The 23,152-nt window shown below is 65.5% G+C and carries 24 protein-coding genes and 1 tRNA gene; 13 read left to right on the forward strand and 12 right to left on the reverse strand.

Annotation, left to right across the window (positions count from 1 at the left end):
* Positions 1 to 6: 6 nt before the first annotated feature.
* The 6 genes from ACTZWT_RS03515 to ACTZWT_RS03540 all read left to right on the forward strand — a co-directional run bounded on the left by ACTZWT_RS03515 (position 7) and on the right by ACTZWT_RS03540 (position 4,991).
* Positions 7 to 1,161 (forward strand): alpha-D-ribose 1-methylphosphonate 5-triphosphate diphosphatase, encoded by a 1,155-nt coding sequence (locus tag ACTZWT_RS03515; protein ID WP_444768319.1) that lies wholly within the window; start codon positions 7 to 9, stop codon positions 1,159 to 1,161.
* A complete protein-coding gene (phnN, locus tag ACTZWT_RS03520; protein ID WP_444768320.1) occupies positions 1,158 to 1,763 on the forward strand; it encodes a phosphonate metabolism protein/1,5-bisphosphokinase (PRPP-forming) PhnN in 606 nt (201 codons plus the stop codon). Before ACTZWT_RS03515 ends, phnN begins: the two co-directional genes overlap by 4 nt.
* A 2-nt stretch (positions 1,764 to 1,765) precedes the next feature.
* Positions 1,766 to 2,377, forward strand: coding sequence for a pyridoxamine 5'-phosphate oxidase family protein (locus ACTZWT_RS03525; RefSeq protein ID WP_444768463.1), 612 nt, complete (start codon positions 1,766 to 1,768; stop codon positions 2,375 to 2,377).
* A gap of 214 nt (positions 2,378 to 2,591) precedes the next feature.
* Positions 2,592 to 3,674, forward strand: a complete 1,083-nt coding sequence (locus ACTZWT_RS03530) for an acyl-CoA dehydrogenase family protein (RefSeq protein ID WP_444768464.1) — start codon at positions 2,592 to 2,594, stop codon at positions 3,672 to 3,674.
* 82 nt (positions 3,675 to 3,756) lie between these two features.
* Complete coding sequence (locus ACTZWT_RS03535; protein WP_444768321.1) at positions 3,757 to 4,416, forward strand: PIG-L deacetylase family protein; 660 nt, start codon at positions 3,757 to 3,759, stop codon at positions 4,414 to 4,416.
* Entirely contained in the window at positions 4,413 to 4,991 is a 579-nt protein-coding gene (locus tag ACTZWT_RS03540) for a class I SAM-dependent DNA methyltransferase (protein WP_444768322.1), read from the forward strand. Before ACTZWT_RS03535 ends, ACTZWT_RS03540 begins: the two co-directional genes overlap by 4 nt.
* On the opposite strand, the gene ACTZWT_RS03545 is transcribed toward ACTZWT_RS03540, so the two are convergent.
* The 3 genes from ACTZWT_RS03545 to modA all read right to left on the reverse strand — a co-directional run bounded on the left by ACTZWT_RS03545 (position 4,924) and on the right by modA (position 7,725).
* On the reverse strand, positions 4,924 to 6,099 hold the full coding sequence (locus ACTZWT_RS03545; protein WP_444768323.1) for a glycosyltransferase: 1,176 nt from the start codon (positions 6,097 to 6,099) through the stop codon (positions 4,924 to 4,926). The genes ACTZWT_RS03540 and ACTZWT_RS03545 overlap by 68 nt on opposite strands.
* A gap of 195 nt (positions 6,100 to 6,294) precedes the next feature.
* On the reverse strand, positions 6,295 to 6,990 hold the full coding sequence (gene modB, locus ACTZWT_RS03550) for a molybdate ABC transporter permease subunit (RefSeq protein ID WP_444768324.1): 696 nt from the start codon (positions 6,988 to 6,990) through the stop codon (positions 6,295 to 6,297).
* Positions 6,991 to 6,996: 6 nt separating this feature from the next.
* The gene (gene modA / locus ACTZWT_RS03555) at positions 6,997 to 7,725 is read right to left on the reverse strand and encodes a molybdate ABC transporter substrate-binding protein (RefSeq protein WP_444768325.1); all 729 of its coding nucleotides are present in this window, start codon (positions 7,723 to 7,725) and stop codon (positions 6,997 to 6,999) included.
* A 104-nt stretch (positions 7,726 to 7,829) separates the two neighbouring features.
* Here modA and ACTZWT_RS03560 point away from each other — a divergent pair, with 104 nt between their 5' ends.
* Positions 7,830 to 8,741: a sulfate/molybdate ABC transporter ATP-binding protein gene (locus tag ACTZWT_RS03560; RefSeq protein WP_444768326.1), complete on the forward strand. Its 912-nt coding sequence runs from the start codon at positions 7,830 to 7,832 to the stop codon at positions 8,739 to 8,741.
* 150 nt (positions 8,742 to 8,891) lie between these two features.
* Here ACTZWT_RS03560 and ACTZWT_RS03565 read toward each other — a convergent pair.
* The 4 genes from ACTZWT_RS03565 to mnmA all read right to left on the reverse strand — a co-directional run bounded on the left by ACTZWT_RS03565 (position 8,892) and on the right by mnmA (position 11,335).
* Positions 8,892 to 8,968: transfer RNA gene (locus ACTZWT_RS03565), tRNA-Met, on the reverse strand.
* Positions 8,969 to 9,085: 117 nt separating this feature from the next.
* Positions 9,086 to 9,394, reverse strand: a complete 309-nt coding sequence (locus ACTZWT_RS03570) for a hypothetical protein (RefSeq protein ID WP_444768327.1) — start codon at positions 9,392 to 9,394, stop codon at positions 9,086 to 9,088.
* Positions 9,395 to 9,482: 88 nt separating this feature from the next.
* A complete protein-coding gene (locus tag ACTZWT_RS03575) occupies positions 9,483 to 10,121 on the reverse strand; it encodes a class I SAM-dependent methyltransferase (protein ID WP_444768328.1) in 639 nt (212 codons plus the stop codon).
* 17 nt (positions 10,122 to 10,138) lie between these two features.
* Positions 10,139 to 11,335 (reverse strand): tRNA 2-thiouridine(34) synthase MnmA, encoded by a 1,197-nt coding sequence (gene mnmA, locus ACTZWT_RS03580; protein WP_444768465.1) that lies wholly within the window; start codon positions 11,333 to 11,335, stop codon positions 10,139 to 10,141.
* A gap of 328 nt (positions 11,336 to 11,663) precedes the next feature.
* Between mnmA and ACTZWT_RS03585 the strand changes: the two genes are divergently transcribed.
* Together ACTZWT_RS03585 and ACTZWT_RS03590 are read left to right on the forward strand one after the other, a co-directional pair.
* Complete coding sequence (locus ACTZWT_RS03585; RefSeq protein ID WP_444768329.1) at positions 11,664 to 13,223, forward strand: flagellar hook-length control protein FliK; 1,560 nt, start codon at positions 11,664 to 11,666, stop codon at positions 13,221 to 13,223.
* A 12-nt stretch (positions 13,224 to 13,235) separates the two neighbouring features.
* Positions 13,236 to 13,937, forward strand: coding sequence for a flagellar hook assembly protein FlgD (locus ACTZWT_RS03590; protein WP_444768330.1), 702 nt, complete (start codon positions 13,236 to 13,238; stop codon positions 13,935 to 13,937).
* A gap of 48 nt (positions 13,938 to 13,985) precedes the next feature.
* Here ACTZWT_RS03590 and ACTZWT_RS03595 read toward each other — a convergent pair whose 3' ends face one another.
* A complete protein-coding gene (locus tag ACTZWT_RS03595; RefSeq protein ID WP_444768331.1) occupies positions 13,986 to 14,804 on the reverse strand; it encodes a lytic murein transglycosylase in 819 nt (272 codons plus the stop codon).
* Positions 14,805 to 15,038: 234 nt separating this feature from the next.
* Here ACTZWT_RS03595 and ACTZWT_RS03600 point away from each other — a divergent pair, with 234 nt between their 5' ends.
* Positions 15,039 to 15,404, forward strand: a complete 366-nt coding sequence (locus ACTZWT_RS03600) for a hypothetical protein (protein ID WP_444768332.1) — start codon at positions 15,039 to 15,041, stop codon at positions 15,402 to 15,404.
* 89 nt (positions 15,405 to 15,493) lie between these two features.
* On the opposite strand, the gene ACTZWT_RS03605 is transcribed toward ACTZWT_RS03600, so the two are convergent.
* Together ACTZWT_RS03605 and ACTZWT_RS03610 are read right to left on the reverse strand one after the other, a co-directional pair.
* Positions 15,494 to 16,057 (reverse strand): type 1 glutamine amidotransferase domain-containing protein, encoded by a 564-nt coding sequence (locus tag ACTZWT_RS03605; RefSeq protein WP_444768333.1) that lies wholly within the window; start codon positions 16,055 to 16,057, stop codon positions 15,494 to 15,496.
* Between the two features lie 307 nt (positions 16,058 to 16,364).
* Positions 16,365 to 16,730 carry a cupin domain-containing protein gene (locus tag ACTZWT_RS03610; RefSeq protein ID WP_444768334.1) on the reverse strand — a complete coding sequence of 122 codons (366 nt, stop codon included), beginning with the start codon at positions 16,728 to 16,730 and terminating at the stop codon, positions 16,365 to 16,367.
* 237 nt (positions 16,731 to 16,967) lie between these two features.
* Here ACTZWT_RS03610 and ACTZWT_RS03615 point away from each other — a divergent pair, with 237 nt between their 5' ends.
* Complete coding sequence (locus tag ACTZWT_RS03615; protein ID WP_444768335.1) at positions 16,968 to 18,083, forward strand: beta-ketoacyl-ACP synthase III; 1,116 nt, start codon at positions 16,968 to 16,970, stop codon at positions 18,081 to 18,083.
* A gap of 111 nt (positions 18,084 to 18,194) precedes the next feature.
* Positions 18,195 to 19,046, forward strand: a complete 852-nt coding sequence (locus ACTZWT_RS03620; RefSeq protein WP_444768336.1) for an SDR family NAD(P)-dependent oxidoreductase — start codon at positions 18,195 to 18,197, stop codon at positions 19,044 to 19,046.
* 26 nt (positions 19,047 to 19,072) lie between these two features.
* On the opposite strand, the gene ACTZWT_RS03625 is transcribed toward ACTZWT_RS03620, so the two are convergent.
* Positions 19,073 to 19,441 carry a hypothetical protein gene (locus ACTZWT_RS03625; protein WP_444768337.1) on the reverse strand — a complete coding sequence of 123 codons (369 nt, stop codon included), beginning with the start codon at positions 19,439 to 19,441 and terminating at the stop codon, positions 19,073 to 19,075.
* 899 nt (positions 19,442 to 20,340) lie between these two features.
* Positions 20,341 to 21,012, reverse strand: coding sequence for a hypothetical protein (locus ACTZWT_RS03630; RefSeq protein ID WP_444768338.1), 672 nt, complete (start codon positions 21,010 to 21,012; stop codon positions 20,341 to 20,343).
* Between the two features lie 390 nt (positions 21,013 to 21,402).
* Between ACTZWT_RS03630 and ACTZWT_RS03635 the strand changes: the two genes are divergently transcribed.
* A complete protein-coding gene (locus ACTZWT_RS03635; protein WP_444768339.1) occupies positions 21,403 to 22,791 on the forward strand; it encodes an ApeA N-terminal domain 1-containing protein in 1,389 nt (462 codons plus the stop codon).
* Positions 22,792 to 23,152: the final 361 nt, after the last annotated feature.

A 23,152-nucleotide genomic window follows, 5' to 3' on the forward strand; every position in this document is an offset into this window, starting at 1 on the left:
AGAGTGATGACGACCAATTCCGAATTCGTTCTGCGCAACGCCCGCATCGTGCTCGCCGACCGGGTGATCGAGCGCGGCTGGCTCGCGATCGAGAACGGCCGCATCGCCGGGATCGGCGACAGCGGCTTCCCCGCCGGCAGCCACGACATGGGCGGCGATCTGGTGATGCCCGGGCTGATCGAGCTGCACACCGACCATCTCGAAGCGCACTACATGCCGAGGCCGAAGGTGCAGTGGAATCCGGTCGCCGCCGTGGTGTCCTATGACGGCCAGCTCGCGACCTGCGGCATCACCACGGTGCTGGATTCGCTGCGGGTCTGGCGCGAGGAAGGCGCCGAAGACGTCGACGGCCAGGCCGGTGTGCTCGCCCAGGCGATCAGCGACGCGCGCGACGCCAATCTGCTGCGCGCCGAGCACTTCCTGCATCTGCGCTGCGAAATCCCGATGCCCAATGTGGTCGACGAGGCCAGGGAGTTGATCGGCCGCCCCGACGTGCGGCTGATGTCGCTGATGGACCACACGCCCGGCCAGCGGCAGTTTCGCGACGAAGAGAAACTGCGCGATTACTATCGCGGCAAGGGCGCCGGCATGACCGACGCCGAGCTCGACGTGATGTTCGCGCGGCGGCTGTATTGCAAGGAGACCTACGCCGACGCCAATATGCGCGCGATCGTCGCGCTGGCGCAACAACACGAAATCCCGCTGGCGAGCCACGACGACACCACCGATGAAAACGTCACCGACGCGATCCGCGACCGGGTTGCGGTGGCCGAATTTCCGACCACGCTGGAAGCCGCCCGGGGACTGCACGAAGCCGGCATCGACATCCTGATGGGCGCGCCGAACGTGGTGCGCGGCGGCTCGCATTCCGGCAACATCGCCGCGATCGATCTGGCGCGCGAGGGACTGTTGGACATCTTGTCGTCGGACTACATCCCGTCGAGCCTGCTGATGGCGGCGCTGCAATTGCCGCTGCGCGCGCCGGCGATCGATCTCGCGGCCGCCGTGCGTACCGTCACCAAGGCACCGGCCGAAGCGGTCGGCCTGCCGGATCGCGGCGAGATCGCCGTCGGCAAGCGCGCCGACCTGATCCGCGTCCACGTCGCCCACGACGTTCCGGCGGTGCGCAGCGTCTGGCGCGAAGGACATCGGGTGGCATGACCGACCTCGCGCCCATCACAGCACAGGACAGCCGGATCGGACCCGGACGGCTGGTGCTGGTGGTCGGCCCGAGCGGCGCCGGAAAGGACACGCTGCTCGGCATCGCCAAGGCCGCCTGCCTCGGCGAGCGCAGCATCGCCTTTGCGCGGCGGGTCGTAACCCGCGAGCCTTCGCCCGCAGAGGACAATCTGCAGAGTACGCCCGAGGCGTTCCGGAAAATGGTCGCGGCCGGCGAATTCGCGCTGCACTGGGAGGCGCACGGCCATTGCTACGGCCTGCTGCGCTCGATCGACAACGACCTTCGCGCCGGCCGCACCGTGGTCGCCAATGTCTCGCGCATGGTGATCGCGCAGGCACGGCAGAGCTATCAGAACGCGATCGTCGTGCTCGTCACCGCCCCGGCCGAGATACTCGCCAGCCGGATTGCAGCGCGGGCGAGAGGCAGCGACGGCGTCATCGCCGACCGGATCGGCCGGATAGTCCCTGCCGGCAGCGACGCCGATTTCACGATCATCAATGTTGCAAGCCGCGACGATCATGCGCGCGAACTTCTTCGTATCGTCCGCGACGAGGCGCCGACCGAACGGGAAGTTGCACAATGACGATATCCGCCATCACCACGATTGCCGACCTCGAGCAGCTCTACGGCGTACCGAACGACGCCTCGACCGAGAAGGTCGCGGACAAGATCACGCCGCCCTATCGCGCGCTGATCGAGCGCTCGCCGTTCGCGGGGTTGGCGACCGTCGGTCCCGAAGGCCTCGATTGCTCGCCGCGCGGTGACCTGCCGGGATTCATCCATATTCACGACGACAAGACGCTGATGCTGCCCGATCGGCACGGCAACAACCGGATCGATTCGCTGCGCAATGTCGTGCGCGATCCGCGCGTGGCGCTGATGCTGCTGATCCCGGGCTCGACCAACGCGCTGCGGATCAACGGGCGCGCCATCGTCTCTGCCGACGCTGAATTGCTGAACACATTCCGCGTCAAGGGCAAGGCGCCGCGCACCGTGATGGTGATGACGATCGAGGAGATCTACTTCCAGTGCGGCCGCGCGATCCTGCGCTCCGATTTGTGGAATCCCGCCAGGCACGTCGATGCGGCCACGCTGCCGACCCCGGGGCAGATTCTCGCCTCGATGACCGACAATCGCGTCGGCGGCGACGACTACGATCGGGCCTGGCCCGAACGCGCCAGCCAGACGATGTGGTAGCAGCCGAAACAACGGGGCGAAGGCCGCCTTCTCCGATCGCTGGCTGGATCTGTGCGCCGAGGTGTGCATGCCATGTGCGCAGCGCTGCTACGTGCACGTCGTCCCCCTTTTCGGCGGGAACCATACCGCTTTCCCGGACTTCATTTGCTGAATCAGCCCGAAACCCTTTTCGTGAGTAAGCCCCATTCTTTCACCGACCCACACCCAGGCCCTGATCGACCGAACCGAGCTGTTCGCAAGGACGGCATTCGACGAAGCCGAAAAGGCCGATGCCACAGCCGCAATCGATTCCACGCTGTGGGCGGAATTTCGGCGGTCGGGACTGGCGATGGCGGCCTTTCCCGAGCGACTCGGTGGCTCAGGGCTTTGTGAGAACGAGCGGCAGGGCGCGCTCTGCACGGTGTTACGGATGGTGGGCGGCGGCGACCTGTCGATCGGCCGGCTGTTCGAAGGTCACGTCAACGCGATCTCGCTGGTCTGCCGCTACGGGACGGAGGCGCAGATGGCCGCTCTCGCGGCGGATGTCGCGAATGGCGCTCTCTGTGGCGTCTGGGGCGCAGACGATGCCGCCGGCCTGAAGATCGTCGGAGCCGGCGCTTCGACCGAATTGCGCGGCCGCAAGATCCTCGCGTCCGGCGCCGGCTTCGTGACACGCCCGATCGTGACGGCCAAGGCGGGCGACGATCAGTTGATGTGCTTGTTGCGGCTCGCTCCGGACCATCCTGTCGATCTCAGCGGCTGGAGCGCGCAGGGGATGCGATCCACCGCGACGGGCGCTGTTGAATTATCGGGAATTCGTATCGGCGAAGACGAGGTCGTCGGCGTAGCCGGTGACTTCATGCGTCAGCCTTATTTTTCCGGCGGCGCATGGCGTTTTTGCGCCGCGCATCTCGGCGCGATGGAGCGGCTGGTCGAACTGTTCCGGGATCATCTGGTCTCGCGCGGACGCGGTGAAGACCCCTATCAGCTTCAGCGGGTCGCCGATTGCGTGGCATCCGCCCGAACGACACGGTTCTGGGTCGAAGAAGCTGCCCGGAGGTTTGGGAGCGGCGACAAGGACGCGACCGCCATCGTCGGCTTTGCCAACATGACCCGCATGGTCACCGAGCGCTCGGCGCTCGACATCATGGAAGCCGTGCAACGCGGCGTCGGCCTTCCCTCGTTCATTCGTCCGAGCCCGGTCGAGCGCATCTGTCGCGATCTCGCGACCTATCTGCGGCAACCCGTGCCGGACCTTGCGATGAGCGACGCCGCGCGTAGCTGGCTGACGTCTTCCGAGCCGGTGGGGGATTTCTGAATTGACAGCGGCGGATTATCTCGACGCGGTCAGGCGATTACCATTCGGCTCGCGGCATGACCTCACCGGCGGAGCGCCGTTCGTGCTGCTGTCGCCGCACCCGGACGACGAGTCGCTGGGCGCGGGCGGGCTGATCGCGTCGGCCTGCGCCGAGGGGGAGCGCGCAGATGTTGTCGTCATCACCGACGGCGGCGGGTCACATCCGGGATCGCGGCTGTATCCGCGTCAGCGTTTGATCGAAATCCGGCGCGCGGAGTTCGAGGCCGCGGGATCGCTTCTGGGCGTGGCGCCGGACCAGATGCGCCATCTCGGGCTTCCGGACACCAACGCGCCGACCTCGGGGCCGCCTTTCGAAGCGGCTGTGAACGCCATCGCAGAGATCTGCGGCCGCTCGGGCGCCAAATCGCTGTTCGTAACGTGGGACGGCGATCCGCATTGCGACCACCTCGCCGCGGCGCGCATGGCGGACGCTGTGCTGAGCCGGCTTCCACATCTCGCGCTATGGGCCTATCCGATCTGGGGCTGGCATCTCGACCCGTCGACTCCCATCGACCGTCCCCCGCCGCAGGGATTTCGGCTCGACATCTCCAGGTACCAGGACAAAAAGCGCGCCGCCATCGCCGCACATGTCTCGCAGATGACCGACCTGATCGACGATGATCCGGACGGCTTCCGCTTCACCGAAACGACGCTCGCTCCATTCGTCGGCCCATTCGAGTATTTCATCCGGATGCCGTCATGAGCCGCAAGACCACGACCATCCCGCCCGATTATTTCGAACAGAAATATCGCGCCGACATCGACCCGTGGCGCTTTCGCAGCAGCGACTACGAGCGGGAGAAATACCGGGCGACCATCGAGGCGCTCGCGCGGCCGCGATATGGTCGCGGGCTCGAAGTCGGCTGTTCGATCGGCGTGCTCACCGGCCTGCTGGCGCAGCGATGCGACACCTTGCTGGCGATTGACGCCTCTTCCACGGCGATCGCCGCGGCGCGCGAAACACAGCCTCCCAATGTGACTCTCGCCGTCGCGACGTTGCCGCAGGATTTTCCGCCCGGCGAATTCGACCTGATCGTGCTGTCGGAGGTCCTGTATTATTTCGACCGCGACGACCTGCATCGCGTGGCCGAGCTCTGCGCGAACGCGCTTCGACCCGACGGCGAGGTGATTTTGTGCCATTGGCTCGGCGAAACCGACTACCCGCTCACAGGCACAGCCGCCAGTGATCAGTTCGCGGGTGCGGTGGCCGTCAGGCTGCCGGTTCGAGCCATCGTTCGCGACGCGGCGTATCGGCTGGAACGCTTGTCGGCGCACTGAGCGGCAGCCGCAGATGCTGCAGAACAATCTTCGCAATGGCAATCTGCCGCGGCAGATCGGAGGGTCGCAGCGGCGCGCCACGGTGCAGAGCCGGATTGTCGCGACAGAGCTGCTGCCACATCTCGTCGAACGCGGCGCCCGCTCGCGTCACCTGCTCGATCGGCATGTCCTGCGTGTGCCAGGCGCGCGACCTTTGCTTGTCCAGCAGCCGACGCAAGCGGCCGCGATAGATGGCGCGGCGGGTGGCGCGCAAGGCCGGCTCGAGGTCGTCGTCGCAGGGCGCGTCCGGCATCGCGTGACGCAGCCGCATGGTGTCGGCCGCGCCGCCCTGCGCGCGACCGTCGAGACGGCAAGATGTCGTCACCGCAACGGCCATCGAGTGCCGGACCTTGAAACCCGCAGTTTCGAGCGCCGCAGTCAGGGCGATGTCCTCGCCCACCGGGCGCGGCGGCAATCCGCCGATAGCCTGATAGGCCCTCAAGGTGACGGCCAGACTTGCGCCGGAGGATACACGATGGTTCGGCCAGGGATCATGCCGGCGGGGATCGCAGCGGGCGTCGATTTCGGCGATCAGTCCGAGATAGGTGTCTTCGAGCCGGCCGCGCGCGAGAAATTCCGCCCCGAGCCCGACCAGTTCGAGCGGTTCGGCATCGATATAACCCGCAACGCAATCGACGCCGCGCTTCAACTCTTTCATCGTCGCGGCGAACCAGTTCGGCGCCACGCGACTATCGGCGTCGGTGGTGAGGATCAGTCCGTCGGCTGCCCCGCGCTCAAGGAGTCTTGCGGCAGCCAAATCCATCGCCGTCTTGCGGGCTGCGCCCGCCGAGAGTTGTTTGGGCGGCAATTGCGCTTCGATCACGATGACCGGATGTGGAATACAGGATGCAAAGGCGCGCGCGACCTCGGCGGTGCTATCGCTGCAATTGTTCGCGTAGACGAGAATCTCGAACGCCCCGGCTGGTACCGGGCGACCGGAATCGCCGCGCTGCATCGCCAACGCCGCAAGGCAGCGACGGATCGCGTCGGCCTCGTTGTGGGCAGGGATGGCGACAACAGCAGCCCCGGGAGGAGTAGCGAGAATTTTCGTCGATAAATGGTCACGCACCCGACGTCTCTCTTCGCGGCGTAATTGCCATCACCACAAGCGGCCGGTTGCGATTCGGTTCCCGTTCGCGCTCTGGCTAGAGTTGAAGGTCGACCAAACGTCTCAAATGGTACGATGTCGGGACGATTACATAGCGATCGACTTCACCGCAGCGACGAAGCAGTCTCGTGGGGGGCTGCGTCGCAGGGCCACCTTTCAGTTCGGTAGCGGTTTCGAGGCCTTCTGCAGGACGGCGAACACCGCGAGCGACACCAGGCCGAGCAGTCCGGACAGCACCGCGGCACGTTCGTACTCGCCGTTGAAGACGGCGTTGTAGACCTCGAGCGAAATCGTATTAGTCTTGCCGACGATATTGCCTCCGAGCATCAAGGTGATGCCGACCTCACCGAGTGAGCGTGCGGTCCCAAGTACGAGGCCGGCGACGATGGCGCCGCGTATATTGGGAAGGACGACGAACAGAAAGCTGTCGAGTTCGCTGCGGCCGAGCGTGCGGGAGGCCTCGCCGAGGCTCCGGGACACGCTCGCGATCGCCGCCTCGATCGGCTTCACCACCAGCGGCAGCCCGGCGATCACTGACGCCAGCAATACACCCTCGACCGAGAACACGAAGCTCAGTCCCAGACTGCTGTCGAACCATTGCCCGACCGGGCTGCGACGTCCGAGCAGCAGCAGCAGAAAGAAGCCCAGCGCGATCGGCGGAAATACCACCGGGATGGTCACGATCGCGTCGAGCAAGGTGCGGCCCGGCCAGCGCGGCCTGGCCAGCGCCCAGCCTATCATCGTGCCGAGGATGAAATGCAGAACGAGCGTGGCAGCGGCGATTTCGAGAGACAGCGCCGCCGGCCGGATCAGCGCCGGATCGTGAAGCGCATCGACGATCGCCTCGAGCATCGCGCGCTACAGGCCGTGCCGGCTCAGGATGTCGCGGGCCTGCGCGGATTCCAGGAAATGGACAAACCCTTCGGCCGTTCTGGTCGTCGGCGCGCGAACGGCGCAGGCGATCTCGATCGGGTCGTAGAGCTTGGCATCGACGGCCACGAAGCCGCCGATCTTGTCCGCCGCGCCGATCGCATCGGTGGCGTTGACGAAGCCGGCATCGACTTCGCCGCTGGCGACGTAGCCGGTCACCTGCGGGACAGTGGCGACCGCTATCAACCTTGGGTCGATCGCTCCTGCGAGCGCGCTGCGTTCCAGAAACTGGCGTCCGGCCTTGCCGTAGATTGCATTGGCCTGATCCGGAATTCCGATGCGCTTGAACTCCGCTCCGGTGAGATCCCCGGCCTTGGGGAGCGTCAACCCTTTGCGATAGGCGACCACGAGCTTGCCGAAACCGAGACCGACCATCCGCTCGAATGTGGCGCCCTGGGCTCGTTCGAGAACCTTGCGATCCCCGCAGACGATTGCGATCTGACCGCTCTCGCGCGCCTGCGCCAGCACCTGGCCCATGTGGCCGTAGATCTGGAGGACCTTGTCGCCCGACTGCTTTTCATAGGCCGCGGCGACTTCGGCAATCGGCCGCCGATAGCCCGCGCCGGCTGCAAGCGTCGTCTCTTCCGCGAGAGCAGGGCCGAGGAAGAGCAGGATGGAGGCGCCGGTCATAACGGCGCGACGAGGAAACAGGGACATCGCGGGAATCCGCCCAGTATTTGAAACAATGGAGACCGTGCTAGCAGCTTCCGGATACGTTGTATATTACACTATATAACGCTTTGGATTTCAGGGACATCGGAATGGCTGACGGACGCGCAGATGGCCTTGAACTGAAGATCCGCACCGTCCTGAATGGGCCGGCCGGGCCGTTCCTGCTGGATGTCCAGTTAGATGTCGCGGCCGGTTCGCTGGTCGCAATCACCGGACCATCGGGCGCGGGAAAAACCACACTGTTGCGGACCGTCGCCGGGCTCGCCGAGCCACAGCAGGCGTTCGTGCGCGTGGGAGCGGCGATCTGGCGCGACACGCAGGCGAATCGCAATCTCCCGACCCGGAAACGTTCGATCGGCTTCGTGTTTCAGGACTACGCCTTGTTTCCGAACATGACGGTGCGCGGCAATATCGACTACGCCATCGGTTCGCGCAGCCGCATGGCGGAGGTCGACGAATTGCTGCAACTGGTCGACCTCGACGGCCTGGCAGATCAACGTCCCGATCGCCTGTCGGGCGGGCAGAAGCAGCGCCTGGCGCTGATCCGCGCCCTGGCGAGGCGTCCATCGTTGCTGATGCTCGACGAACCGCTATCGGCGCTCGATCCGGCGATGCGCCACAAATTGCAGGACGACCTGCGCCGTCTGCATCGGCGTTTCGGCACGACGACGCTGATCGTCAGTCATGACGCGTCGGAAATTCTGCGGCTCGCCGACCGCGTGATCCGGCTCGATCGCGGCCGCGTCGTGTTCGATGGCCCACCTAACGAGTCCTTCGGTGCAGCCGAGGCCGACGAACGGCTCGTGCTTGTCGGCGAGTATCTCGGCGGCCCCGACGCGAGCGGACATTGTGTGATTCAAATCGACGGCCGCCGCCGGCGCCTCCGGCTGAGCGATAACACCCCGATGCGCTTGAACGTCGGAGACAGGATCGTACTGCGCATCGAACAGGCTGCGGCCCATCCGCTCGTCGCGACTCGTGGTGTTGAGAGCAGCCGATAAGAGTGGGATCCTTGGGAAGAATTCCAAGGGACTCGTGCACAAGCGTGTCCGACGCCCGCCATTGTCGGCGCAGACTTGATCCGCGTCCGAAAATGAAAAAGCCCGCATCATGGCGGACTGGATAACACTCTGAACGTGTTCACGATTTTTTGGTAGCGGGAGAGGGACTCGAACCCCCGACCCCAGGATTATGATTCCCGTGCTCTAACCAGCTGAGCTACCCCGCCACGGCGTCCGCGCATCGGGCCGCGGAAAACCGGGGCCGTGCGAACGCGCGGCATATAAGAAGCCGTGCGCCGCCGTGTCAAGCAATCGCGGACGATCGGACGAAACGGCGATCGGTGCTATTTCGGCTGGATGCTCTGGTCGCCGCCGGGAGTGCCCGGGGGCGGGATCACCCGCATCGTGCCGGTGTCGGGCGTTGGCGCACGAATCTCGGGATCGACCCCGGCCGGCGGACACAGCACGCCATCGGAGCGCGCGAGCTTTTCGCCGAGCGGTTCCTGCGTCTGGCCGGTCGTCGCCCCGGGCGGCGCGGTGCCCGGCGGATGCACCCTCGCCGCGCCGGGGGGACAACCATTCGTCGTCGGGGAGACCGTCGTCGACGGCGATTTCGGCGGCGCCTGCGCCAGCGCAGGGGCCGAAGCGATCATCACACAACCGAATGCCAGCGCGATTTTCCTCATGCCCGTCAACGTGCAGGCCGTCGCGCAGTTCCCGGCGCGCGCAGAGCTTGCAATATCAAAGCTTGCGATAGCGGATCAGCGAGAAATGCCCCATCGGAGGCATCGGCCGTCGCTCGGCGAGTTCCACGCCGCCGTGCCGCGCGGCCCAGTTGACGAGCCGGGCCCACGGGAATTCCGGACGCCAGCCGAGCCGACGCGCGAGCGGCGCGAACGCCAGTTCGAACAGCTTGCGCGGTCCGCTCTCGGCGCCGATGTGGTTCACCAGGATCAGTTCGCCGCCGGGCTTCAGCACGCGGATGAAATCATCGAGCGTCGCTTCCGGGTCCGGCACCGCGGTGATGACGTATTGCGCCACGACCGCATCGAAGAAGTTCTCCGGGAACGCCAGATTCTTGGCGTCCATCACCGCGAGCGTCTCGACATTGGTGAGATTGAGGGTACGGACGCGCTCGTGTGCCCGGCGCAGCATCGGCTCCGAGATGTCGACGCCGCACAGCCGCGTGGTCGGCGAATAATCCGACAGCGACAGCCCGGTGCCGACGCCGACGTCGAGTACACGCCCGCCGATCGCGTCGGCCACCGCGATGGTCGATTGCCGCCCGCTGTCGAAGACTTTGCCGAACACCATGTCGTAGATCGGCGCCCAGCGCGCATACGCCTTGGCGACGCCCGCGCGGTCGATATCGTTTGCCATGCCCCGCCCCGAAAATCCTATCCGCGCATCGCCGCCAGCGCCGGCGAAGTCGCCTCGTCGCGCGACGGGTCCGCGATCGATCGCGGCGCGGCGCTCTTGATGAAGCCGCCGCCGAGCACGCGGGCTTGGCCGTCCGCCGCGTCGTAAAACACGCAGGCCTGGCCGGGCGACACGCCCTCCTCGCCGGCGACCAATTCGATCTCGTAGCCGCCCTTGACGGCGCGCAGCCAAGCCGGCTGCGGCGCGCGCGTCGAGCGCACCCGCACGAACAATTCCAGCCCGTCGCCGACCGCCTGATCGAGCGCGCCGTCGCCGATCCAGTTGACGTCGCGCAGCACGATCCGCTCCATCCGCAGCGCCTCGCGCGGACCGACCACGACGCGCCGAAGCGCCGCATCGAGCCGCAACACATACAGCGGCGCCCGCGAGGCGATGCCGAGGCCGCGGCGCTGGCCGACGGTGAAATGCACGATGCCCGGGTGGCTGCCGAGCACGCGGCCGTTGAGATCGACGATCTCGCCGGGCTCCATCGCGTTCGGCTTCAGCCGTTCGACAACATCGGTGTAGCGGCCGGTCGGCACGAAGCAGATGTCCTGGCTGTCGTGCTTGTCGGCGACCGACAGGCCGAACTGCCGCGCGAGATCGCGGGTCTGCGGCTTGGTCATGTCGCCGAGCGGGAAGCGCAGGAAGTCGAGCTGCTCGCGCGTCGTCGCGAACAAAAAATAACTCTGGTCGCGGTCGCGATCGGCGGCGCAGACGAGCGCGCGCGATCCGTCGGGCAGACGGCGCGACGAGACGTAGTGACCGGTGGCGAGCGCCGAGGCGCCGAGTTCACGCGCGGTCGCCAGCAGGTCGCGAAACTTGACCGAGCGGTTGCACTCGATGCACGGCACCGGGGTCTCGCCGAGCGCGTAGCTGTCGGCGAAGCTGTCGATCACCGACTCGCGGAAACGGCTCTCGTAATCGAGCACGTAATGCGGGATGCCGATGCGTTCGGCGACGTCGCGGGCGTCGTGGATGTCCTGGCCGGCGCAGCAGGCGCCCTTGCGATGGGTGGCGGCGCCGTGGTCGTAAAGCTGCAGCGTGATGCCGACGACGTCGTAGCCCTGCGACTTCAGCAGCGCGGCGGTCGCCGAGGAATCGACGCCGCCCGACATCGCCACCACGACGCGGGTGTCCTGCGGGCGTCCTTCCAGATCCAGGCTGTTGAGCATGGTGTCAGTCATACGCTGAGATCGCGGGGCGGACCGTCGCGACCATTCCTTCCGCCTGTCCGGGAAGCGGTGAAGCCAGATTCCGCAAACCGTCGTGAATGCCGGTCTTTAATATAGTCCGGCTTTCCGAGGCGCAATGCGGCGGCCCCGGTTTTGCGGACAGGCTAGGGCAATTCTTGCCGTGACAGGGCAGAAACGCCGCGGCAGGAGCCCGGCCCGTTCCCTGAACGCGAAAGCTAATCAATTGAATAGGCTGGACAATTTCACCTCATCCAGGCTGGCCCGGTCCTTGCTGAGTAGGGCGTGGATCAGTGTGAGAGCTCGCCCCGTGTTGAATGCCCCTTCGGAGATCGTCTCGACCGCGCCGGCGCCCGCGCAGCGATCGACCGCGCGCCAGGACCGGTCGTCCCCGACCGACAGCTTCGCGTCGCTGGTCGACAGCAACATCGCGGCGGAGACTGCCGGCAGTCAGCCCGCGCCGGCGCTTGACCCGCGCCCCTCCTCGAGCGCGGCCGACGACCGCATTGCCAGCAACCGCCGCAACGATGCGGCGGACCGGGACCGCGCCGGCGATCGTAGCGACGACAGCCGGCGAACGTCGAACGCCGACAGCAGCAAGGAGCCGACGGCGCGCGACGGCGCGACGCGGTCGGACGCGGCCGTGACCTCGAAGGCCGGGGACAGCGGCAAGGGCAAAGAGACCAAGGCGAGCGATGAGAGCAAGTCCGGCGACAGCAAGGACGGCACCGATACCGCGACCACGGATCAGAGCCAGACGGCTGCCGTGACCGCACCGACCACCCCGCCTGTGGTCGCACCGATCGCCGTCGCAGCAGTCACGGTCGACGCCCCGGCGACCGACGCGACCGGAGCGTCAGCACAGGCGATCGGCGATGCAGCGACGGCCACGGCCGGCGGTCCGCTCGCCCTCGCCGCCGCCGCGGCGCTGAAGGCCCAGGCCGCCGTCGCCGACCTCGCTGCGACCGGCCAGCCGGCCGAGACCACCGCCACCGAGGCCGCAACCGAGACGGCGACCGCCACCGGCATCGTCGCGCTCGATCCCAAGCTCGCGGCGCTGGCGGCGCAGCCCAATGCCGGCAAGGCCGGCGCCAAAGCGACGGCTCAATCCGATCCCGCCGCCACGACCAAGACGTCGGAGACGTCGGCTACCGCCGGCGCGGTTCAGGGCCTGCCGCAGTCCGGTGCCGCGCAGCCGCAGACGGCTCAGGGCGAACAGGCGAAGACCACCGAGGCGAGCGCCAGCGCCGTCGATCAGGCGAACGCGCAGCCGAAGGCGGCGGCGCATCATCTCCACGCCGACGCGCAGACGCCGTCGCTGACCGACACCAATGCGCTGCCGCAGACGCAGGTGCCGGCAACGCAGCCGCTGCAGGCCTCGACCGCGACCCAGCAGACCGCCGCGTCGCCGCAGCTCACCGCAGCGCTCGCGACCAACGCGCCGGTGGCGATGCAGGATCTCGCGGTCACCATCGCGGCGAGGGCGAACGGCGGCGCCAGCCGGTTCGATATCCGGCTCGATCCCGCCGAACTCGGCCGCATCGACGTCCGCATCGAGGTCGACCGCAGTGGCAACGTGACCTCGCATCTCACCGTCGAGAAGCCCGAGACGCTGGCGATGCTGCGGCAGGATCAGAACCAGCTGCAGCGCGCGCTCGACAATGCCGGGCTGAGAACCGGCGACAGCGGACTGCAGTTCAGCCTGCGCGATCAGTCGTCGTCGGGTCAGCAGCAGGGTCAGCAGCAGGACAGCGGCCGCCATGCGCAGCGGCTGGTGATCAGCGAGGAAGAGCTGTCGCCCGCGCTCGCCGCCGGACGCAGCTACGGCCGGATGCTCGGTGCGAGCAGCGGCGTCGATATCCGGATCTGAGGAGTCATCACCATGTCAGCCGCAGCAAGCACCGCGACGCCGCCGTATTCGGCCCCCAACCCGAACTACACCCCGACCTCGACGTCGAGCTCGACCACCGGCATCGCCGACAATTTCCAGACCTTCCTGACGCTGCTGACGACTCAGTTGCAGAACCAGAACCCGCTGGAGCCGCTGGACACCAACCAGTTCACCCAGCAGCTGGTGCAGTTCGCCGGCGTCGAGCAGCAGCTCAAGACCAATGAATCGCTGTCGTCGCTGCTGAAGATGCAGTCCACCGCGCAGACCACGCAGGCGATGAACTTCATCGGCGCCAACGCCGTGGTCGACGGCAGCAAATCGCATTACGACGGCAAGACCGCGGGCTGGTCGCTGTCGACCGACAAGCCGGTGACCGCGCAGGTGTCGATCCAGAGTTCGACCGGGCAGACGGTGTATTCCGGCAAGTTCACCCTCAACGCCGGCGCCAACCAGGGCTTCACCTGGGACGGACGCGGCAATGACGGCGCACAATGGCCGGAGGGCGACTACACGCTGTCGGTGGTCGCGACCGACGCCGCCGGCCAGCAGGCCACCGTCTCCACCCAGATCCAGGGCACCATCGACTCGGTCGATCTCACCCAGTCGCCGCCGATGCTGTCGATCGGCGGCCAGACCTTCTCGCTCGACCAGATCAAGAGAGTGGTGAAACCAGGCACCGGCACGACGACGTGACGCAGCCGCGCGGCCTGATCTGACGCATTCTCCTCGGGCGGAAATGCGTTACTGCCCGATCAGCTGATCGGCGAAATACGCGATCGTCTTGCGATAGACCAAAGCGCGATTCCATTCGCGCATCGCCTCGAAATTCGGCGTGCCTTCTTCATAAGAACCGCCGGCCCGCCAGCCTGCGGTCTTCAGCAGATTGGCGGTCGAGGCCAGCACGTCGGGCACGCTGTGGCGCAGGTCGACGTGGCCGTTGCCGTCGAAATCGACGCCGTATTTGATGTAGGACGACGGCAGAAACTGCGTCTGGCCGAGCTCGCCCGCATAGGCGCCGACCATGTCGCGCATTGTGAGATCGCCGCGCTGCACGATCTTCAGCGCCGCCAGCAATTCACCCTGAAACAGCTCGGTGCGGCGGCAGTCGTGCGCCATCGTCGCCAGCACGCGGAACACCGGCAGCTTGCCGATGTCGCCCTTGCCGAAGTCGCTCTCGAGCCCCCAGATCGCCACCAGGATCTGCGGCGGCACGCCGAACTGGCGCTCGATCCGCGACAGTAGCGAGGCGTGACGCTGCAGCATGGCGCGCCCGGACTTGATCCGGCCAGCGCCGACGCGGGTCGCGATGTATTGCTCGAAGGTCTTGTTGAAAGTGCCGCGCTGACGGCGATCGAACGCCAGCACGGCGGGGTCCGGGGTGACGCCGCTGAGCGCCTGGGAAATCACCTCGCGGGAAACCCCGGCCTGCGCCGCCTCGGCCGAGATGCTGGCAATGAAGGTGTCGAAATCGCCGCCGCAGCGCGCGGCCTGGGCGGGCGCGGCGGCGAGGAGCGCGCAGCCCGTGGCGCAGATCAGAAGGGCAAGACGCAAATTGGGCATTTTAAACCATTCTCCAGCTCGACTGGGGTGAGGCGGGCGGCTGATCGCGGATGTGATCGAGACCCATGCGCGTATTGATGCGTATTGCGAGGACAATGCGGCGAATCTAGCATTTCTGGTCTGCAGTTGCGAGGCGCACCCCGGCGCGCCATATTGACGGCAGCAATCATGATCGGCGGATGAACGACGGGCGCCGACGATGGATCCGACAGCCCGTCAGGAGAGGACCGCAACATGCCCCGCACGCTTCTGCGGCAACCGCTGTTCCGGCTGCTGGCGATCAATCTGGCGGCCGGAATCTGCCTCGCGGCGCTGCTGCTCGGCGGCCTGCTGTGGGTCAATCCGGGCCGTCTGCGCGAACTGATCTTCGCCGACTCCTCGCCCGGCACCGCGCTCGGCCTGCTGATGTTCGGCTTCGTGATCACCTTCGGCAGCGCGGCGATGGGCTCGGCGATCATGGCGATGGGCGCCGATCTTCGCGGCGGCGACCGCGGCGGCAGGCGCACCCCGATCGGCCTGATCCCCGGCGCCGAACCGATCCCGGTGCGGGCCGAGCGTTCGATGCGGCCGTCGCGGCGGCAGAGCGAGCGGCGCTTCTGACGCAGCACAGCTCGCCACGCGGTCCGATGGCCGGGACGCACCGGCCATCGGGACTTGATATCAGCAGTTGAAATCACGAATGCCGGATCTCACGCCGCGCGGCGCTGATGCTTGCCTTCGCGGATCTCCTCGATGATCTTGCTCGAGAACGCCTCGAGGTCGCCCGGTTTGCGCGACGTGATCACGCCGTTATCGGTGACCACGGCGGAGTCTTCCCATTGCGCGCCGGCGTTGATCACGTCCTGCTTGATGGACTTGTAGGACGTCATCCTGCGGCCCTTGGAGATGCCGGTCTCGATCAGCAGCCACGGCGCGTGGCAGACCGCCGCCACCGTCTTGCCGGCGTCGAAAAACGATTTGATCAGCTTCAGCGCGTCGGCATTGACGCGCAAGAGATCCGGATTGATCTGCCCGCCGGGCAGCACGATCGCGTCGTAATCGTCGGCCTTGACCGAACCCAGCGCCTTGTCGACCTTGACCGGCCGGCCCCAATCGTCGCCGTCCCAGCCTTTGATCTCGCCCTGTTCCGGCGACACGATATCGACCTGCGCGCCGGCCGCCGTCAGGCGATCGCGCGGGGTTTCGAGTTCCGACTGTTCGAAGCCGTGGGTGGCGAGAATGAGAACGCGCTTGCCGTCGAGTTGGCCTGCCATGATGTAATCTCCGTCGATATTCGGTTGCGCCCCGCCTGCCCGGCTAATCGACAGCGAACGCGATCGTTCCGAACGGACGAGCCCCCGCATGACGCTGAAAAAGCTGTCGCGGCTTGGCCCGCAGGAGCACTGCGGCATCCGGCACGCGCCGCCAGGCCGCCCCCGCAGATCGCGGCGCTGATGTGGCGACCGGCTGCCACAGATTTTCGCCGTCGTCATCGCCCGCCTGGGTGGGGAGAAAAACCCCCGCCGAAGTGACGATCCGGATGATAGTCGAAATAGGAATTTTGTCAAGACAGACCCGGACTCAGTCCGCCCGATGTGACGGCTCCGGTTGCGCCGCGTCGATGGCCGCCGGCCAGAACACCGCCAGCCACACCGTCGGCTCTCCGGCCGCGGTCGCCTCGACGCGGTGGCGGCGGTGCGCCGGGATGTCGACCCAGACGCCCGGCGTCAGCACGACGTCGCGGCCGTCGTCGAAGCGCAGCGTCGCCCTGCCCGCCAGCAGCACGACGAATTCGTCCTCGGCCTGGTCGTACCAGAAGCCGTCGGGGCTCGCCTGGCCGAACGAGACGATGCGCTCGACGCGGACGCCGCCGCGGGCCAGCAGCGTGTCGAGTGCCTCGTCCGGGCCGGCCGCGGGCAGCGGCTGCAGCAGATGTCCTGTGTGCATTGCGAACGTCCTTGTATTTCGTGGCGGCCCGTTTCATACCCCATCCGCCCGCGCCGGCCGCCCGCCGACGCGTCTCGCGACGACGCCGGTGCGCCCGACCAAGGGACGATGCGGCGGCGCCGCGCTGTTTGTCCGGCGTCAAAGAAGACGTCGGCCAATCGGCGTCGGATACCGCGGGGCGCGGCGGATCGCCAACGGCCGGCGGTCCTCACTCAGCCAATCCGACCGGAGCCTTCCGTGCGCCCTGCCGTCATTGCCGCGACCGGCCTCTACACCCCGCCCGACAGCATTTCCAATGCGGAACTCGTCGAGGCGTTCAACACCTATGTGGCGAACTTCAACGCGGCCAACGCCGCCGCGATTGCGGCCGGCGAGATCGAGCCGCTGCAGCCGTCGTCCGCCGAATTCATCGAGAAGGCCTCCGGCATCAAGTCGCGCTACGTGGTGGCGAAGCCGGGCATCCTCGATCCCGAGCTGATGCGGCCGGTGATCCCGGAGCGGCCGAACGAGGAGATCTCGCTGCTCGCCGAGATCGCCGTGAAGGCGGCCGAACAGGCGCTGGCGCGCTGGGGCAAGCCGCGCGCGCGGATCGGCGCGGTGCTGTGCGCCTGCTCCAACATGCAGCGCGCCTACCCGGCGATGGCCGTCGAGGTGCAGAACGCGCTCGGCATCGGCGGCTTCGGCTTCGACATCAACGTCGCCTGCTCGTCGGCGACCTTCGGCATCAAGACCGCGGCGGATTTCATCGCCACCGGCTCGGCCGACGCGGTGCTGATGGTCAATCCCGAGATCTGCTCGGGGCATCTCAACTTCCGCGACCGCGACAGCCATTTCATCTTCGGCGACGTCGCCACCGCGGTGATCGTCGAGCGCGCCGACGAGGCGGAGGACGGCTGGGCCATCCTCGGCACAAGGCTGAAGACGCAGTTCTCCAACAACATCCGCAACAATTCCGGCTTCCTCAACCGCGCCGCCCCTGAAGGCCGCGACCTGCCCGACAAGCTGTTCGTGCAGCAGGGCCGCAAGGTGTTCAAGGAGGTGGTGCCGATGGTCTCCGAGATGATCATCGACCACGCCGCCGAGATCGGCATCGACCCGCACGGCCTGAAACGGATGTGGCTGCACCAGGCCAACATCAACATGAACGAGATCATCGGCCGCAAGGTGCTGGGGCGCGATCCGACGCCGCAGGAAAACGTCATCATCCTCGACGACTACGCCAACACCTCGTCGGCCGGCTCGATCATCGCCTTCCACAAGCACCAGGACGACATGGCGCCGGGCGACCTCGGCCTGATCTGCTCGTTCGGCGCCGGATACTCCGCCGGCACGGTGTTCGTGCAGAAGCGCTGAGGCTGCTGCTCGCCCGTCCCTCACCGAGCAGCGGCGCGCCTCACCGAGCTTGCATCGCGGGCTGACGCGCCTATCTGCCGTTGCAGTCATCGCTGCACCGAGGAGGCCGCCGTGCCGCATCCCGCCATTGCCAGGGGCCATGTCGCCGTGATCACCGGCGGCGCGTCGGGGATCGGCTTTGCGGCCGCCAAGCGCTTCCTGCAGGCCGGGATGAAGGTCGCGATCGCCGATATCGACGCCGATCATCTGGCGCGCGCCGGGGAATTGCTGGCGAACGCCACGGCGGGCGGCGCCGGCGACGTGCTGTCGCTGCAGACCGACGTCTCGAAGCCCGAGCAGATCGAGGCGCTGCAGGACGCGGTGATCGCGCGGTTCGGCGGCGTCGACGTGCTGATGAACAATGCCGGCATCGAGCTGACGAGCACCGCGCTGGGGCCGCGTGACAACTACCAGCGCATCATCGGCGTCAATCTGTGGGGCATCATCCACGGCTCGCAGATTTTTGCACCCGGCATGATCGCGCGCGGCCGGCCGGGACTGATCATCAACACCGGCTCCAAGCAGGGCATCACCACGCCGCCCGGCAACCCCGCCTACAACGTCTCGAAGGCCGGCGTGAAGGCGTTCACCGAGGCGCTGGCGCACGAGCTGCGCAACACGCCGGACTGCGCGGTGACCGCGCATCTGCTGATCCCCGGCTTCGTCTTCACCGCGCTGACCGCGCGCGGCCGGACCGAGAAGCCGGCGGCCGCGTGGACGCCGGACGAGAGCATCGAGTTCATGCTGGCGCGGCTCGCGGCCGGCGATTTCTACATCCTGTGCCCGGACAACGACGTGCCCCGCGCGCTCGACGAGCGCCGCATCGCCTGGGCGGCCGGCGACATCATCGAGAACCGCCCGGCGCTGTCGCGCTGGCACAAGGACTATGCCGACGCCTTCAAGGCGTTCGTCGAGGCCAAGTAGCGGCCGCATCGCGCTGCGCCGGCGCGCTACGCCTTCTTGGCCTTGATCTTCTTGATCTCGCGCATCTGCGCGGAGAAATCCTCCAGCGCGGCGACGGCGTGCTCGCTGAGGCCCTCGCGCGGGAATTCCTTCACCAGCACTTCCAGCGCCTCGCTGATCCGGCCGATCTGCCGGCCGTAGGAGCCGACTTCGTCGAGGATCCTGGCTTCGGTCTGCGGCGCGCTGGAGCGGCCGAGATTGATGTTGAACAGGCTGAACTGATTGCCCATCAGCGTGGCGAAGATGCGCCACGGATTGATCGCCTGCGCCACCCCGCCGGACCACGGGCCGAAACCGCCGAGGGCGGCCGGCGTGTCGGTATCACTGATCGAAAGCGGCGCGAGCATCTGGGCCATGGCGAACTCCTCGAAAAAAAAGCGGTTGGTGATACCAGCGGATGGCGAATGCCGCGATGATAGCGCGATTCCGCGCGCGGCTGCGTCCGGTTTCGGACGGACAGGCGAGCCTGCGGGCCGGCGCCTGCGCCCGGCGCGCGATCGCCCAAGAAACCGATCGGACATGCGTCATCGCCCCTGTTGTTTGAACGGCGCGGGGGCGCCGGAAGCTGATTGCGCGGGAGGCGGCTGCCCCTTCGCGCCGCGCCCCAAACGAGGGCGCGCGGAACGCCGGACGCGCGATGCGTCCGCAGCCTCATGCGCAAGGCAAAAAGCGCATGAGTTAGTCACCACGAAAGCACCGACATGTCCGGCGTTCCGCACGCGGTGAGGCTTCCGGCTTGCTTCGTGCTCTCCCCGGTGGCGTTTGCTACGCTTGGGTTCGTCACCGTCGGGACTGAGCGGCGCGGACGCGAGCGTCCTCACCCTGGTTTCCTGCGGCCGGTCGGCGCGCAGGCGCTCCATCCCTTGACGCCAGCGACGGGCGTCGGGACCACACGATTTGGGCCGGCGCGCAAAGGCGATGCAGATGGGGCGCATCTCCGCCCCGGCCCGCATCGCACAGCGTCGTCGTCATGCGCCTGAAGTCCGGCGGCTCCATAGACCCCGAGGCCAGGCCCTGCGGACCTCCTGCCTCAAAGCCCCCTGCCGCCTTCCCTCCGCGCCCGACGCTGCCGCGTCCACCGCACCCCGCCCCGCGACTAGTGACGATCGCGAGCCGCCCCTCGGTATTGGAGCGGGATGGATAGGAATATATGCTGGGGCAGGATTTTTGTCAAGACGCAGGGCATGATTTGTGCGGACCCCATCTTCGCAGGCCGCACGGTTCGCAAGAGCTAGGCATTCTATTCGGAATTGGCTCAGCCAGCTTTTTGTTTCCCTCGCCCTCGTTGGTATTTTGACTTAAGGCTGTCTTCCCAGTCATTAAACCTACGGGTACGCAAATTCATTCTTGTTTGCTCTAGAAGGCCATAATGAACATCAAAATCCCGCTCGAAGGCTTTGGCGCCCACAAGCAAGTCATTCACGATTCTTGATAGCACCTCAATTATCTTCATTTTAAAATTAGCAGATAGCGCATTTTCGCTATTAAGAAGCGACATCATTTGTTTGGAAATTTCACTCAAATCTCCATTGAACGTTCTGGACCACTGCCCATGCGCTAATTTATTCCTGATCTCGATAATGGGACGCAAGTCGTTATCGATAAGATCATGGATATCCTGCAGGCGATGATAGGCCGTGCGACTCAGAACTTTGGCTGAGAGCTTCGCCTTAGGAAGATGATATCGGCGACGAAATCCCAACTCAACCGCAAGTTTCCACTGATCAAGTTTTGAGGATTCGCCAAGAACGCGCCTTCTTTCGCTATCGGAAAATGCATTCGGTTCATGAAGCATTTTCAGGAACCGGACCTCAGCCCACGCGCCGATGAGCAGAATAAAAGTCTTTAAAAGGGCAGCTGCGGGGGCACTTTGCCCCTTTGCCAAACAATCCTTTAGCTCTCGATAAAATATGCGTGCAGGCGACATCAAGGGCCCGCAGGTTCTTAACATGAGCGCTGTAGCGCTCAGCAACTGACAGTGTCATCCCGTGGATTTCCCGGTCATTAAAAAGCACCTTGATGCTCTTTAATGACCGGGAATCGAACCCGGCTAGACTCCTCGTCTCTCGAAAAGGCGTGTTTCCATTACACCATCATTCAACATCAAGGATGCCATCCTCGCGAAAAAACTTCAAGCCCGCAGGGCGGATTAGTTGAAGGCGCAATCCACCGCGATGCGGATAGTGGGTAAGAGTGCGCAAAACCACCTGTGGCCCTGACGGCTTATGTCGCAGTGACTATCTTTCTCGCAGCTCTAGCGGCGTGGCCGTGCTAGCTCTTATCTGACGCAGCGCACGTAGAGCACCGAAGGTATTGCATGACGATGATCGAGAGCCGGAAGCCGCTGCATTGCGTCGAGCTCGTCACCGGTGAAAACCTCACAGGAACGATACTAATTTCGGATGAAGAGATTCGTGCCCGGATCTATAGTTACACCGACTACTTTCACATCGATGGGGAGAAGCCAATCTTTTTGCAAACCGAGACGAATGAAATCGTCTCACTGCATTTCAACATCACGACGACTGCAGGCGCGAGCTCGCGCATAGAGGCGCCGCAACGGGAGACGCACAAGCAAGAAATTCTTTCAAACGTTGCAGTCGTTGGCCACGATGCGTGGGGATTCGAAGATACGGTCAGGAGGGTCTCCTTCCACGTGAAGTACACGAACGAGCTGATGCGCCATGACACTAAAGTCAAAGCGATCGGCCGCAGTCGCCTCCCAGGGGAGGAACACTTCTTAATCTTTAAGGATACCTCGCAGGGAGTGACCCTTCGAGCGTGGTATGGCGCGACGTATGGGAGTGAGTTTGAGGGAGCAAAGGAGCTCTGGCCAACATTCGAAATCGAATTTGACGAGCCGCGAAGCATCCAAGAGTACCTCGATCACGTCTCGGACTACGTAAATTTTTTGGCGTTCTGCTTTGGCGTTCACCTTAAGCCATCGGGAATCCGGATCGACCGCCTTTCCTGCGCGCAGATGATGAAATCTGTCGAAAATCGCGAATACGCCGGCGACCATCAAGTGCACTACGTGTGGCCTGAGGTGGAGGTCGATACTCGCGATCTCTGGGTCGGCGGCTCGCCGGTACGATGCTGGGACGACAAGGAACTGGCCTCTTTCCGCGAATGCCTTGTTGCATGGATGAACCGGGCGGCGGCATGGCGGCGACCAAATGCACTCATGATGGCGAGCTTTGGTCTGAAGAATGTGGTCTCTTCGGAACGGCTACTCAACGCTTGCCGCTGGCTTGAGGACATCCCTATCTCAAAAGCGCAGCCCGTGCTCTCCAGTTCCGATATCGATGCAATCGTGACAGTGGCGGCGGCGAAAGCGCAAGAGCTCGGCCACGACATCGCCATTTGCGAGCGGATTGCGGGCTCGATCCGCAGGATCAGAGCGGAAACTGCTGAGCAACAATTCAAGCGGCTTGTTGGTATGGTCGAAGCACAGTTCGGCAAAGGCGTTCTGCCCGACGAGGCAGTCGACCACCTGAAGCGCGCGATTGGCTTTCGCGGCAAGAGCGCCCATGGTCACTTCAATCCAGAAAGCGACGCCCAATTCCGTGCCTTCTCGAAGTCAACGCGTGCGATGGAGGCGCTTTGCTTCCTTCTGACAGCTCTCGAGCTTCCGATCTCTGAAGAAGGGGTGGGGCGAGTTAAATACAATCCCGTGCTCCGAGACTATCGTCTTGCGTACGACTAGCCCGTAGGTCGGACTAGCCGAAGGCGTCATCCGCCGCGATCGGAGTGGTGGGTTACGGCTTCGCCTAACCCACCCTACGGTTCTCTGCCTGATAGCAACGGCCCTGGATTTGGCAGAGCCTCCTCATCCCGAGCAGCCCGGCGAAGCCCGCAGGGCGGAGCCGGGCGTCTCGAAGGATGAGGCCGCGGGGGCCCCGCGGCGCATGGTTCGAGACGGCGCTGCGCGCCTCCTCACCATGAGGCGGTACGGGTCGTGAGATCTCCGGATCACCAGGGCTGATGGCATCAGCAAGCGCAGCCCGCATGAGCGCAGCGATATGCGGGGGCGTGGTCCCGGATGTCGCTTCGCTCATCCGGGCTAC

Origin of the sequence: Rhodopseudomonas sp. NSM, from assembly GCF_052445935.1 — a bacterium.
GTDB lineage: Bacteria > Pseudomonadota > Alphaproteobacteria > Rhizobiales > Xanthobacteraceae > Rhodopseudomonas.

Excerpts from the sequence above, each read along its gene's own strand:
- phnN (WP_444768320.1), top strand. The coding sequence starts at position 1,158 with ATGACCGACCTCGCGCCCATCACAGCACAGGACAGCCGGATCGGACCC.
- ACTZWT_RS03590 (WP_444768330.1), top strand. The coding sequence starts at position 13,236 with ATGTCAGCCGCAGCAAGCACCGCGACGCCGCCGTATTCGGCCCCCAAC.
- ACTZWT_RS03625 (WP_444768337.1), bottom strand. The coding sequence starts at position 19,441 with ATGGCCCAGATGCTCGCGCCGCTTTCGATCAGTGATACCGACACGCCG.
- modA (WP_444768325.1), bottom strand. The coding sequence starts at position 7,725 with ATGTCCCTGTTTCCTCGTCGCGCCGTTATGACCGGCGCCTCCATCCTG.
- ACTZWT_RS03515 (WP_444768319.1), top strand. The coding sequence starts at position 7 with ATGACGACCAATTCCGAATTCGTTCTGCGCAACGCCCGCATCGTGCTC.
- ACTZWT_RS03570 (WP_444768327.1), bottom strand. The coding sequence starts at position 9,394 with ATGATCGCTTCGGCCCCTGCGCTGGCGCAGGCGCCGCCGAAATCGCCG.
- ACTZWT_RS03605 (WP_444768333.1), bottom strand. The coding sequence starts at position 16,057 with ATGGCAGGCCAACTCGACGGCAAGCGCGTTCTCATTCTCGCCACCCAC.
- ACTZWT_RS03630 (WP_444768338.1), bottom strand. The coding sequence starts at position 21,012 with ATGTCGCCTGCACGCATATTTTATCGAGAGCTAAAGGATTGTTTGGCA.
- ACTZWT_RS03560 (WP_444768326.1), top strand. The coding sequence starts at position 7,830 with ATGGCTGACGGACGCGCAGATGGCCTTGAACTGAAGATCCGCACCGTC.
- ACTZWT_RS03575 (WP_444768328.1), bottom strand. The coding sequence starts at position 10,121 with ATGGCAAACGATATCGACCGCGCGGGCGTCGCCAAGGCGTATGCGCGC.
- ACTZWT_RS03635 (WP_444768339.1), top strand. The coding sequence starts at position 21,403 with ATGACGATGATCGAGAGCCGGAAGCCGCTGCATTGCGTCGAGCTCGTC.
- ACTZWT_RS03595 (WP_444768331.1), bottom strand. The coding sequence starts at position 14,804 with ATGCCCAATTTGCGTCTTGCCCTTCTGATCTGCGCCACGGGCTGCGCG.
- modB (WP_444768324.1), bottom strand. The coding sequence starts at position 6,990 with ATGCTCGAGGCGATCGTCGATGCGCTTCACGATCCGGCGCTGATCCGG.
- ACTZWT_RS03600 (WP_444768332.1), top strand. The coding sequence starts at position 15,039 with ATGCCCCGCACGCTTCTGCGGCAACCGCTGTTCCGGCTGCTGGCGATC.
- ACTZWT_RS03540 (WP_444768322.1), top strand. The coding sequence starts at position 4,413 with ATGAGCCGCAAGACCACGACCATCCCGCCCGATTATTTCGAACAGAAA.
- mnmA (WP_444768465.1), bottom strand. The coding sequence starts at position 11,335 with ATGCTCAACAGCCTGGATCTGGAAGGACGCCCGCAGGACACCCGCGTC.
- ACTZWT_RS03610 (WP_444768334.1), bottom strand. The coding sequence starts at position 16,730 with ATGCACACAGGACATCTGCTGCAGCCGCTGCCCGCGGCCGGCCCGGAC.